Origin of the sequence: Catalinimonas locisalis (assembly GCF_038039535.1) — a bacterium.
Taxonomy (GTDB): domain Bacteria; phylum Bacteroidota; class Bacteroidia; order Cytophagales; family Cyclobacteriaceae; genus Catalinimonas.
The window spans coordinates 55,494-69,120 of sequence record NZ_JBBPHP010000024.1 but is presented as its reverse complement, the minus strand read 5'-3'; the positions used below and the strand labels follow the sequence as shown (position 1 = coordinate 69,120).

The 13,627-nt window shown below is 40.7% G+C and carries 8 protein-coding genes; 3 read left to right on the top strand and 5 right to left on the bottom strand.

All coding sequences use genetic code 11. From position 1 onward, the window contains the following. Positions 1-140: 140 nt before the first annotated feature. Positions 141-2,099 (bottom strand): fructose-1,6-bisphosphatase, encoded by a 1,959-nt coding sequence (locus WJR50_RS22620; RefSeq protein ID WP_341295607.1) that lies wholly within the window; start codon positions 2,097-2,099, stop codon positions 141-143. 483 nt (positions 2,100-2,582) lie between these two features. On the opposite strand from WJR50_RS22620, the gene WJR50_RS22615 reads away from it, so the two are divergent. Continuing rightward, a complete protein-coding gene (locus WJR50_RS22615; RefSeq protein WP_341295606.1) occupies positions 2,583-7,952 on the top strand; it encodes a S8 family serine peptidase in 5,370 nt (1,789 codons plus the stop codon). A gap of 78 nt (positions 7,953-8,030) precedes the next feature. Here WJR50_RS22615 and WJR50_RS22610 read toward each other — a convergent pair whose 3' ends face one another. Together WJR50_RS22610 and WJR50_RS22605 are read right to left on the bottom strand one after the other, a co-directional pair. Beyond that, positions 8,031-8,600 carry a redoxin domain-containing protein gene (locus WJR50_RS22610; protein ID WP_341295605.1) on the bottom strand — a complete coding sequence of 190 codons (570 nt, stop codon included), beginning with the start codon at positions 8,598-8,600 and terminating at the stop codon, positions 8,031-8,033. A 106-nt stretch (positions 8,601-8,706) separates the two neighbouring features. Continuing rightward, positions 8,707-9,711: a PfkB family carbohydrate kinase gene (locus tag WJR50_RS22605; protein ID WP_341295604.1), complete on the bottom strand. Its 1,005-nt coding sequence runs from the start codon at positions 9,709-9,711 to the stop codon at positions 8,707-8,709. A gap of 174 nt (positions 9,712-9,885) precedes the next feature. Between WJR50_RS22605 and WJR50_RS22600 the strand changes: the two genes are divergently transcribed. Further along, entirely contained in the window at positions 9,886-10,272 is a 387-nt protein-coding gene (locus tag WJR50_RS22600) for a hypothetical protein (RefSeq protein WP_341295603.1), read from the top strand. Between the two features lie 107 nt (positions 10,273-10,379). On the opposite strand, the gene WJR50_RS22595 is transcribed toward WJR50_RS22600, so the two are convergent. Next, entirely contained in the window at positions 10,380-11,462 is a 1,083-nt protein-coding gene (locus WJR50_RS22595; RefSeq protein WP_341295602.1) for a DUF6807 domain-containing protein, read from the bottom strand. 90 nt (positions 11,463-11,552) lie between these two features. Next, positions 11,553-12,899 carry a Gfo/Idh/MocA family protein gene (locus tag WJR50_RS22590; protein ID WP_341295601.1) on the bottom strand — a complete coding sequence of 449 codons (1,347 nt, stop codon included), beginning with the start codon at positions 12,897-12,899 and terminating at the stop codon, positions 11,553-11,555. A 269-nt stretch (positions 12,900-13,168) separates the two neighbouring features. Here WJR50_RS22590 and WJR50_RS22585 point away from each other — a divergent pair, with 269 nt between their 5' ends. After that, positions 13,169-13,597: a DoxX family protein gene (locus tag WJR50_RS22585; RefSeq protein WP_341295600.1), complete on the top strand. Its 429-nt coding sequence runs from the start codon at positions 13,169-13,171 to the stop codon at positions 13,595-13,597. Positions 13,598-13,627 lie beyond the last annotated feature (30 nt).

Below are 13,627 nucleotides of genomic sequence, written 5' to 3'. Positions count from 1 at the left end.
TATATGAATCTAAGAAAAAAAAATATGGATTAGGTATGGTAAAGACAGAATTATTTTTGGGTGATGTAGGGTTTACTCACCCTTAAAAAGAACCGAATTTGATGGCTTTTAAGTTGCTGGAGAATGAATATGGGGTAGCTTTAAACCTTCTCTTTGATCAAACCACTGGCGTAGGCCTGAAGTAAATCCTGCAAATCGTTAATTTTCTCCTGTATCTTTTCCCCATCTTCTGTGTCTTTTACCTTCTGCTTGTGAGGAGACTGGTTGAGAATGGTTTCGCTGTAGGCGATATCCAGTTCTTCCACTATGGCTTTCTTTTTAGACTCAAAAGGTTGCTGGGCGATCAACTGCCTTCCGTAAGCATTGTGCACCAGCGTATAACCCGCAATACCCGTCTGCTGCTGATACGCTTTGGCAAATCCACCATCAATGACCACTAATCTGCCTTCTGCTTTTACCGGACTCTCCCCTTTTCTTACAGAAACTGGGACATGACCATTCAAAATCACTGCTTCTTTTCTACTCAATCCAAATTCCTGAAGAATCATTTCGCAGCTTTGCGGACTATCCCGGTAAGTATAATAATGGTCTTTCACCTCCTTTTGAACAGCAGTATCATCCAGAAAGTAGCGTTCAAAGGTGGCCATTTTGTCTTTTCCAAACAGAGGAGACAAAGGTCCAGCCCACAAATACCAGGTTAGGTCTACCGCATAATTTTTAGCCTCTGTATGGCGCTTACCACTGCGGGCAACCGTCATTTCCTGATCAAAAAAATCCATAAGTGCTTTACCACTTTTTTTACCTTTGCCCAAATCTACTTCTTTAAACTGCCCATGCTCCGTAAGTGGAATACAGCCATGGTAGAGCAAATTCTGATTGGTTACTTTGTACATGCTCCCTTTTTCAAACAAAAGCTGAGCATGCTGCTGAAGTCGCTTACTTTTCAGAAATGAACTCATCAGTCGCTTCACCAATTCCTTTTCTTCCCTGCTCAGCTCATAAGGGTCAGTTGGGTCAATAGTAGGTAGGAATCTATCCTTCAGCGGATGTTCGTTCTCACCTAAATGGATGCTACCTTTTTCAAAATCAATTTTATCCAGTAGCAGCCTGTCGTTCATTCCAAATTCCGGGCGCCTTTGGATAAGTTGGCCTTCCAGTTTAAACTGAATGATAGAGATCGCTTTGTGCATCAGGCGATTGAGCCACTGCTCCGACTCATTGAGCATATCATCGGGAGAAACTTTGGGATCAAACACTATGCTTCGGTCCGTTTTGTAATGCTCAATCGCAAAAGAAGCCAGCGGCATCAGATGAATACCGTAACCTTTCTCCAGAGTATCGGTATTTCCGTACCGTAAAGAAAGCCTCAACACATTGGCCATACAGGCTTCGGAACCGCAGGCAGCACCCATCCAGACGATATCGTGATTGCCCCACTGAAAATCTACCGAATGCAGCCGTTGCAATTCATCCATGATAATTTCAGCACCGGGACCACGATCATACACATCACCGATAATATGCACTTTATGGACTGACAGAATCTGGATAAAACGGGAAAACTCTTCTATCAGTTTATCTGCCTGATCCAGTCTGATAATACTGTCCAGCAGATGGTTATAGTAATTATTCTTCTCTCCTACTTCTCTTTCGGCTACCAGTTCCAGAATGATATCGCTAAAACCGGCCGGTAGTAATTTTCTAAGCTTTCGGTTAGAGTAGATGGAAGCAAAATCTCTGGTGATCTGGATCAGATAATTCAGTGTCCACTTATAAAATGAAGCAATATCTGCATGTTGCTGCTTGATCAGTTCAATTTTCTCACTGGAATAGTAGATGACAGAAGACAGCAGATTGACGTCCTGTTCTGACAAGGCATCAGCATAAAGCTCTTTGATTTTCTGCTTGATAATCCCCGAACCATTGCGCATCAGGTGTTGAAATGCCTCAAACTCCCCGTGTACATCGCTCAGAAAAATCTCAGCGCCTTTGGTAAGGTTCAGTATTGAACTCAACATGACAATCTCCTTGGCAGTCTCTACCCTGTTTGGATAATGCTTGGCTAATAGTTTCAGGTATTTGAGTTGGTAGTTATTCATTTTATTGATGCTAATTCTTCGCAGACAGAGCATGGATCAAAAAAGTGATCCATTCCTCTAATTTTTTTAATCAGATTCAACTCCAATTTAAATGCTTCCTGATCACTTTCAAACAGGAATAATATACATTCTTACTATTTGCTACTTCTACTTCATACAAATAATCTTTTGTTCCCCATCCTTTATTCCTTAAGTATTTACCTTCATTTTTTCAGTATACGCTTCAGTGGAACCCATTTAAGGACATCAAAGCTTTATAGTCAGCTTTGTTGACGACCCGAGGCATTCATATATAAGATGAAGTAAAAAAGTAAAATTTATTATTAAAATATTTATTGTACTTTATTTTTACATTTTTTATTACTTTTATTGTACTAATAACCTAAATATTTAATTTTATGCCTAATTATAGGAGTATAAATCTATATCAACCTGTAAAAGTTAAAAACATAACATGTACTTTTTATTGCTAAATTTTAAATAATGACAAAAAATTTACTGAATTGTTTTGCCGGGCTATCTATTCTTTTAATTAGCTTATCCCTCCCTTCTTATGCTCAAAAGATCCAAATCAATCCTAAAAAACTTCATATTAAATTAGACGATTCTCTTGCGATTCAATTAAGTGTTTTTTCTCAAAGTATCTTAAGTACAAGTTATCCTAGCCTGGCTCAACTCAACCAATCTTTTGAGGTAAAAGAAATGAAAAGAGTTTTCCCTTACGCCGGAAAATATGAATATGCCCATCGCAGTTATGAGCTTCATCAATGGTATGAAATAGAGTTTCAGGACACACTCCGTCAGGAGGTAAAGGAAGTGATACAGCATTATATGCAGAATAGCGCAGTTCAATGGGCTGAACCGGTTTATGAGATGAGCCTGGATGTTACGGACTCATCTTTGATAAGTATGAATGACCCACGCCTTAAGGATCAATGGCACTACCAAAATACCGGACAAAGCGGAGGCACTGTAGGAGCTGACATACAACTACCTGATGCCTGGAACATAGAAACGGGTGATAGTAGCGTTATCGTAGCCATCATTGATGGAGGTATGGATATCAATCATGAAGATCTAAAAGAAGCAATGTGGGTAAATCAGGCAGAACTGAACGGCACAAAAGGCTTAGATGATGACAATAACGGCTATGTAGATGATGTCAACGGGTATGGTTTTGGTGACCGAAGAGGAGAGTTCCTACCCCATCGCCATGGAATACATGTAGGGGGTACGGTAGGCGCAATCAATAATAATGACAAGGGAGTTGCCGGAATTGCTGGCGGTTCCGGTACAGCTGATGGTGTACGACTTATGTCCTGTGCCGTATTTGGAAGCTACAGTCAGGGCGGATTTCCTGAATCATTTGTATATGCTGCCGATAATGGTGCAGTAATCGCTCAGAACAGCTGGGGCGGAGGGGCTCAAAGCCAGGTTCTGGAAGATGCTATTGATTATTTTATTGCAAGAGCCGGATATGATAACTCAGAAGAAAACTATGATAAGAACCTGCAAACTGGGCCTATGGCCGGGGGAATTGTTTTCTTTGCTGCAGGCAATAATAATTCTTCTTATCCAGGCGCCGGTTATCCCGGCTCTTATGAATCCTGCTTTTCCGTAGCTTCTACCGACCACAATGACCACAAATCTAGCTTTTCTAATTATGGTGACTGGGTGGAAATTTCTGCACCGGGAACAGATGTGTTGAGTACGTATACTGGAAATGGGTATGGTTATCTTTCTGGTACTTCTATGGCATGTCCGCATGTTTCCGGCGTGGCTGCATTGATTGTTTCCAAGTACGGTAAAGAAGGTTTTAAACCAGATCAGGTAAAGCATTTGTTGCTTAGCTCAGCAGAAAATATAGATCCGCTCAACCCCTACTACAAAGGAAAACTAGGAGCAGGGCGACTCAACGCCTACCAGGCTTTGTTTTCAGATGATGATCAGGTTGCACCTGCTCCTATTGCCGATCTTAAAATTGATTCGGTATCTTTTGGAAGTATGGTGTTGAGCTGGACAGCCAGCGGTGCCGACAGTCTAAGGGGTATTGCATCAAAATATGATATCAGGTATGCTCAGCAACCTATTACCGCAGCCAATTTTGATCAGGCTACAGTCGTAAATCAATCCATAGCGCCCAAAGCTCCGGGACAGAAGGAAAATACAATAGTTGATGGACTACCTGCAGAAACCAAGCTTTATCTTGTCATAAAAGCAATTGACTTGAATGGGCTAGGCTCAGAAATCTCCAATGTAGTAGATACAACTACTACTGGTGCTCCATTTATAGAAGTAAATCCTGACTCATTATCTGCCGAGCTTTCTAATGGGGATAGCTTAAGCCTGGAGCTGCGTATTGATAACAGCCAGGGTAAAAGTACACTCACCTATCAGCTCAGCTCAATTGAATCAGCACAAAATGCCATAAATACAAGTGAGAATGAATCTTCTCGTGTACTGGTAGTGCAAAGTTATGCTGATTGGGGTTTCTACATGCAAGATTTTCTGAAAAAAGAATTTGATATAAGTCCGGATGTAATCATCCACAATCAGATGGATGAAAAAGATTTTTCAGAGTATCAGCTGATTATTGTTACCGGGGGACAAAACTACAGCCATACCAGACTTATCAATGCCCAAGTAGACAAATTTGAAGCATATGTCAGACAAGGAGGTGTAGTGCTGTACCTGATCGCAGGATATAATGATGTAAATGCGCCTGCCGGAGCATTTATCAACAATGGCTATAACAACACTCAGAATCAAAAAAGCATACCTCATCTGATTAACCGCAATATTCCCGAAAGCATCAATAGCAGTTTTGCCAGTAGCGGAAGAATTCAAAACCTGCCGGAAAAAAGTCTGATACTTACAACCTACGAAAATGGTCAATATCCTACCACTGCTCTTTTTCCGCTGGATAAAGGAGAAGTTATTTTGAGCTGTATGTATTGGGAAAAGTTCTATAAAGATCAGGAAAAGGGTATTCAAAATTTTCTAAAAAATGCTACTGAGTATGCGCTTTATTCCTCCAAGTCTCATCAATGGCTGGAATATCCGGAAAGTGGACAAGTAGCTGCCGGTCTATCACAAGATTTATCGGTAAGTTTTTTAGCCAGAGGACTTGCTTCGGGTACCTATCAACAACAGTTAGTGGTTTCTTCTAACGATCCTCTGAGGAAAGAAGTAAAGATTCCGGTCACTTTAAAAGTTAATTCAGCACCGGTTCTTGTTACCTCCACCGACTCCTTACATTTTGACAATCTGTTTGTAGGGCAAAGTATGACTGATACGCTCACTATCTCTAACCTCGGGCCAGATACGCTTAGCATTTCTTCCATAGAAATTACCTCCTCTGCCTATAATGCTGATGTCTCTGAGCTCATCCTTTCTCCCTACGCAGATCAGCAAATTGAACTAACTTTTGCACCTGAGCGGGCAGGAGAACAGCACGCCATACTGACGTTCAAAAGCAAGCTGCCTGATTACCAGGTCAAACTATCGGGACGTGCTTTAGAACCACCAATTATTGCAACGAACACCGATACTATAAAAGTCAATCTTTACAAAGGGCACGAAACCAATAAAACCATTTCCATTCAAAATCAGGGGGGCAGTGCCCTGAACTGGAACTTGAACATAGCCTATACCCACTACGAGCCGGAAAATACAACCGTAGATGACAACTATTCATTAGGGAAAGAAGAAAACTTTAAAACCAAGGCTTTTCCTTTTGGCTTTAACTACAGTGCCTCAACTTTGACTGCCGCAGTTGGCTACCCTTTTATTTTCACAAAACAATATTACAGCAGTAGTTTTTACAAGTATGATGTAAAAAATGGAAGATGGGAGCAGGTAGCTAACATGCCTAACGCTAATTTTGTAGATCATACCAATGGAGCCTCTCTCAAGGACAAGATTTATTATATCACCAGTGAAAAAACAAACTTTCTGTTCAGTTATGATATTAATGAAGATAAGTGGACTCGCTTAAGTGCACCTGAAATGGCTTCAAATCCCGTTTTCATTACTTCTGATGATACCCATCTGTATATATTATTTGCAAACGGAGCGCTTAAGCAATATGATCCCGAGCATGCCAAATGGAAAAGTCTTGCTACCCAAAAGCAAAATACTTACAGAGGTATGGCTCACTATGGTGGTCGTTTGTATGTGCATACTTCTCATGAGCTATATAGCTACGATATAAAAAGTAATATTTGGGAGAAGCTGAAGGATACTCCCAATATTTTGAATAATGGAAGTGCTGTTGAACCTTATGAGCAATTTTTATATACTGCATCAGGTTCAACCTGGAATATTTATGATATCAGGAAAAATAAATGGTATATAGCGTACAATCCTTTAGGAGGAAGTAACACCCGTACTCAGTTTACTTATTTAGGTTTGGATGACTATAGTGGCGTTTATTTCTTTAGGGGAAGTACATTTGGTCAATATGTCACCAGACCATATGTGCAATGGATACAACCTGAACAAATAAAGGGAAGTATCGCAAAATCAGATAGTATTGACATCGTTTTTAATATCAAGACTGATGAATTGACCAATGGGGAATATGCTGCCCTGCTGAATTTCAATTCAAATGATCCGCACAAACCCAATACCAAGATTACTGTTATCTTGAGTGTGTATGGGGATACGATGGAGTACAATGCCGCACCGGTAGTCACTGACTCTCTGCACCGTCAGGCACTGAGGTGGGGTGAAGAAGTTTACCGCTTTAATCTTGCAAAACATTTTGCTGATCCCGAAGGGTATCCGCTGAAGTTTTCTGCACGTAGCCGCAATCCGAATATCGTTTTAGGTAATGTTGAAGGCAGTTTATTGGAGGTAAAGCCCCTAGATACAGGTAGTACAGTATTAGACCTTATCATAGAAGATATCAAGGGAAAAGGAATTAACTTTAGTTTTGGAGTCAGCATCACACATGCTGACACTGTAGCAGGAAATGATAATGAGCAGGAAAGTCCTGAGCCAGAACAGGAAAATCAAGCGCCACATGCCAATCAGTCTGAGCTGCATTATATACTAGAGTTAAACCAACCTATAAGTGTCAGGCTGGATTCACTTTTTACTGACCCCGATAATGATAGTCTTTGGTATGTTAGCATAGGTGCAGTTGAAGAAGCCACTCAATTTTTCCTGAGCACTGATTCACTTTACATCAAACCTTTTAAGCCGGGAAGCTCTAGCATTACCCTGGCAGCTTATGATCCGGATGGCGCGAGCGTCTTACTTACACTGAATACCAGCGTCAATACATCACTACAGAAAAATGAAGCGTTAGCTGACATTGCATTAGAGAAAGGTAAGCAGCATATCATTTCGCTCAGAGATGTGGTAGAAAATTTGCTAGACCAGAAGGTGTTTTTCAATAGCACAGTGGAAGACACTTCCATTGTCAGCACTTTAATTATAGAAGATGAACTACACATTGAAGCACTGGAAATTGGGCAAACTTCCGTGCAGGTAGAAGTTAGTGACGAATACGGAATATCTTTGCCCTTCAGTTTTGATGTTTCTGTAAATGCTCTATTGAGTGTAGATGGCCCACTTTTTCAGCAAACTAAACTTAAATGTTATCCTAACCCTAGCTCAGAAGGTACATATATTCAATTCTGGTTAAAAAATAGTGAGCAGGTATGGCTGGGGGTTTATTCTGCAGAGGGAAAACTTGTTAGCATTCTCGTTGATGAAAAGCTGTCTGCAGGTAATCAATCCATCTACTGGGATACTCAGGGGATCGTTCATGGAAGTTACGTGATTCGCCTGATCAGTAATAACAAGGTAGAAAATAATAAACTGCTTGTACTACCTATAAATTAGTAAGCTTTCCTTAGGCGAAAGTTTCTTTAGAAATCATTAACAGCTGACATGATCTTCATAACCCTCTATATAAGAGGGTTATATCACTGCACGTGCATTTTGTTGTTTAGCAAATGCGTAAATATCATCTAAAGACATTCGGTCGCTAAGCCCTTGAGAATAATGTAGCTTTCTTATTATCAGATTTTCGTCCAGCAAAAATTCAGCAGGCATCGTACGGATGGATTCTCCATCGGCCATCATATGCATAGGTAATCCCTTCATTTTGGCCTGTATTGCAGATTTTACAAAAGATCTGATATGTCCAATCGCCGCTTTTTGTGCAGAATTTTCAAGGCCGTAGGCATTATAATAAGTCTTCTCCGGATCAGAAATTAAGGGTATGGGTGAAACTTCTTGGTGAAAGGTACTCCTGAGCAATACAGATTTACTTGATTCAAAAAAGAAAATCATTTCAAGGCCCAGAGCCTTAAGTTCTTCATGGGCTTTAGTTAAGGTATGTACTCTTAAATTGCAAAAAGGACAACCTGCATGCCTAAAAAAACCTATAAACACTTTTTTTCCTTTATAAGTGTTTAGATCTATTTTCCTTCCAAAGATATCTTCAGATTGAATTAAAGGTGCACTAACGTTAACATCTAGATTCATAAAATTATATTTAATATATAATAGTTTACATACGAATCTTATATGAATGCAGATTTATAACATTATTTTTCTGTTGAATTTAAAGAGAAACTTATCAAAGACTTTATCATCTGAGAATATTGGCTTTATTGCCTCGCATGACCCGAATTACATCATCCAAATAGACCGGACAAATATCTCCTTCCAGCGTATGTTTCAAGGCACAGGTGGCTGCACCAAATCGTAATGCTTCTAAATGATCATCGTAATGGAGCAGCCCATAAATGAGGCCAGCAGCAAAAGCATCTCCTGAACCGATTCTTTCAACCACCTGGGGAATATCAATGACTTCGGTACTGATCATATTATTTCCATCCCACATTACACCTTCAATAGTATAATGAGAGGCATGTTTAGTCTCCCTAATTTTATCAGCAACTAATTCAATATTGGGATATTTATCTTTTACAATTTTTGCCGCCTCTTCAAAATTCATTTCAGCAAGCTCATCCATGGCCAGGGCTTTGGCAAAATCAAAAGAACTTCCCATTAGCACCTGCACATGACTTAGCAAATCAGGCAACACCTCATGAGGCTGACGCCCATCTTTCCAAAGTTGAGCCCTGTAGGTCAGATCGCATGATACTTTGGTTTTTAGTTTACTGGCTTGAATCAAGGCTTGTTTAAGTGATTCTGCAGGTCCTTTGGCTATTGCGGGCGTAATCGCTGTCCAGTGTAGCCAGTCTGTTTGTGTAAGAATTTCCTGCCACTCAAATGTATCTGCGTTAATATGCGTAAAAGCTGTAGCTTCTCTGTCGTAAACCACTCTACTGGGGCGGTGAACTGCTCCTTTTTCTACAAAATAGAGGGCCATTCTGCCGTTTACATACGCAATACCATCAGTTTTTAGCCAGTGATGGCGAAGAAACTGGGTAGCCGACTTGCCAAGATAGTTATCTGGAAAGGCAGTAAGATGCGTAGCTTCATCTCCCAGATAGGCCAGAGTGATGCCTACATTAGCTTCTCCCCCACCAAACTCCATGCTCAGCGATTTCGTCTGTGCAAAAGTAGCATAGTTATCAGGTGTCAGTCTCATCAATACTTCTCCAAAGGTGACAATTTTCTTTTTCATTGAATTCTGTGTTCTAATGTGCCCTACTATCCCATTTTTGGATAAAAAAATTATTTATGATCAATCTTCTGTAGCAAGTATCTGCTGAAAAAGCACAATGTAGTATTTTCCTGGCTTATCATATGCTCGTAATACAGGCAGTTATTAATTTCATTGAACCTAATTGATTCACTGATGCCAGATTGCACAATTATCAAGTACAAAACTATCAATATCGTTTATACCGATGTTTCTTCCTGCTCAGGAGATATGGCTATTCCTTGTTTTGAGAAAGTACAACAAATTGCCAGTACACTTCCTGACAAAAGTATGTTTTCCTTAGTCAATGCCAGAGATACCAGGTTCAATTCAAAACTATTATCGGTAATCAAAGAAACCGTAAAAAAGAACAATCCTAAAGTGAGGGCTACTGCTGTGTGTGGCTTAAGTCAGCTCAGTGCCCTGATGGTAAACTCTATTATTTCAATTACAGGCAGAAAAATGAAACTACTGGATACCCTTGAGGAGGCCAAAGAGTGGCTCTACCAGGAAAACCTGAAGGAGGCTCAGCATTTAGAATAGTTTCTCTGTTGATGATAATAAGTAAGATTTTTTATTCGATAAAAAAATTGTATGCCTGAAATATACAAGCTTCTAAAAACTGCAAATGTCAGAAACCTAAGAATAATTTAAAGCACCTGGCTGAAATCTTTGGCAAGCGCGTTTAGTTGAGTTTCAGTCAGGCTCTCGCCAGAAGAAACAACCATGCGGTAGCGGAAGGTTATTTCCTCATTAGGATTCAAACTCAAGTTAAGTGATTCTTTTCCATCAGAAAATACTGCTTGTCCCAGAGGATTAGCAGCGAACAATCCATAAGTTCTCGCATGCCAGTAAGTAGGATATCCGGGATTCTGCGGATGATCAATAATAGCTATTGCTACCTGCTCGCCATCAACCTCCCCGTAAAGCTTCATCCATTCAGCTCTTTTTCCCCATACCTCTTCTCCACTGACGCCTTCACTGCTCAGATAGTTGCCATTTACGCCTTCATTGTCGAGAACAGCTTCTTCCATTGGCTTTCCCTGTCCATCAGTAAGTTTCAATGGTTTTTCAGAAGGAAACTCCAGTGCACGGGTAACACGTATGGCGATCATCCCTTCTTTATTGTCATTGAAGTTTACTTTTTCACCCTGAGCTTTCAATACGACTACCCGGTCAATGATACGCTGGTCATCTTCCTCTCTGAAATAGAAAGTGGTCTGTTCATCCAGTAATTGATTACCCTGGGGTGTCATCCAATCGGCACTTACCTGAAGTATTCCTTCTTCACCACTCTTTGTACTAATAACGTTCTGATGACGAATACTACCATAATCCTCTTTTTTATCCTCAGGTATATTGTAGGAATTGTTCCAGAAATCCAAACCATTGACATCTCCATAATTCATCCAGATACCTACATGATGAGGGTGATCTACTCTCTCACCTGCTTTGGCCTCCAAAGGAAATCCCCTGGTGAGTGTGATGTTTCCGGGCGCTACGACAGGATATAGCACTGGCTTTTCAAGGTCATCAGGATAGATATAGGAAGTAAATAGTTCTCCATCCATCATGATCGTTACCTTTTTCTCATCCTCGTGATGTACAACACTTACTTTTTCCTTCACTTCAACGGGAATATTTTGAGGAGTTGATTCATTAGGCAGTTTTATCCCATGTTTAAAAAAGGCATAGGCCATAACCACTAAAAAAAATGTTAATGAGATTTTCATGGTATTCTGCATAGGTTTGTTTGCGTGTTAAAACGTGCTTTAGCTTCAATTGGTATATTTCCGTAATTTCATAACTGATAGAATCTCTGATCAACTTTGCACGATCAGCTGACTTTTGTTATCAAAAGTAACCCGCTTACCGGTATGCAGGGCTGTAGTGGTCATAATATTCGCTACTGCGTGATTATAGCCCACCTGAACAGGAGCGTTGGTCTTTACATTGCTATCGCGCACACATTCCATCCAGTTGCGCATATGAGCAGAGGTCATATTATCTACCCCGGTGTTGGCTGAAGTTTCAACTTTCACTGCATCAGCCAATGACATTTCAGGAAGCAAATTAGCCTGCATACCCATATCTCTGGCATGTCTTTCACTCAGGCCTCCTTCAGGCGAGATGGTGTTGTTTTCAAGATTCAAAGTTCCTGCATTAGAGAAGTAAATTTCCTTAACGCCTCCTGCGGAATTGTGCATGCGGGAAGAATATACTACCTGGAATCCTTTGGAAAGATCATCTTCAGGCCCATATTCAAAAACGGCTGTCATGGTATCAGCGTTTTTGCGACCATCCTGCCATACGTAAACACCACCATTGGCAGAAACACTGCGAGGATGCTCTAAGCCACTGAACCAGTGTACCGTATCAATCTGATGTGACATCCACTGTCCGGGAATCCCGGAAGAATAAGGCCAGAATAGGCGATACTCCAGATATTTGCGAGGGTCCCAGGCTTCTTTGGGACGGTTCATCAGGAATCGGTCCCAATCAGTATCTTCTTTGCGAATGCTGGCGACCAGGTCAGGACGACGCCACCTACCCGGCTGGTTGACATTCCATGTCATTTCTACCATTGTAATATCCCCAAACTTACCGTCTTTGATAAACTTTTCAGCTGCATGATAATTAGGTCCACTGCGACGCTGTGAGCCAATCTGCACCACTTTACCAGAGCGTTCACAGGCTTCCAATCCTGCCTTAATATCCTCCATAGACTCGCCAAATGGTTTCTCACAGTACACATCACAACCGGCCTCTACGGCTTCCTTGGCATGTAAAGCGTGTTGAAAGTCAGCGGTACTGATGATGACTGCATCTACCGTTTTGCTATCATAAAGTTCTTCATTATTGCGATAAGCTTTTACACTATCCCAGCCTTTTTCTTTGAAAAACGCCTGGCATTCGTCGCGACGGCGATTCCATATGTCAGATACACCAACGAACTTAAAATTAAGCTCATCAGCATGATTCATAAAAGCAGGAATGAGAGAACCTTTGGCGCGGTTAGAAAAGCCCACAATACCCACATTTACCCTGTCGTTAGCGCCTAAAATATTGGCATAAGAACGGGCTGAAAAAGAAGTGGCAAGGCCAGCGCCTACGGAAGCTAATGCGCTATTTTTAATAAACTGTCTGCGAGAAGCGTTAGACTTATTCATGCTAAAATCAGGTTGCTGTAGTAAATAAATAAGCTTGAATATACACAGAAATTGAAGTTAATCACCAGAAAAGATGACAAAAAAAACACAGATAAGTAAACTAGTCTCTGCAAGTGTGGTGTCAACTTCATTGATAAGTCAATACCCCTAATTCTATTGTTTTAGTAGAATATTTTGTAATTTTAGTTAGTGCTGTACTTTTTTCTACAGAGTTTGATAGGATATCCTCATTTTCAAACAATTACATACAACCAACCAAACTTTCAATTATGGCAAAAAACAAGTTTTTATTCGGAAACAATTTAGGCAATGCACCCGGTACTGATATCGGTCTGCTTATTCTAAGGGTATTTGCCGGACTAGCTCTGGCGTTCGGTCATGGATTAGGGAAAGTCCCTCCCTCGGAAGGTTTTATGGGCATGGTGAGTAACCTGGGCTTACCTCCTTTCTTCGCCTGGGGTTCAACCCTGGCTGAGTTTGGAGGCGGTATACTACTGGCTATTGGTTTACTTACCCGTCCTGCTGCTTTACTTATTGTCCTCAACATGGCAACGGCAGTATTTTTGGCCCATGCCGACCAAGGTTTTGGAGAGAGAGAAAAAGCCTTGTTATTTGCTTTTATCGCTATTCAGTTTCTCTTTTCCGGAGCAGGAAAATATTCCATAGACGCCCGCATAGGCAAAAGCTCTACTGTCTGAATAGACAACTTTTCAAAAATAAAATAAGCT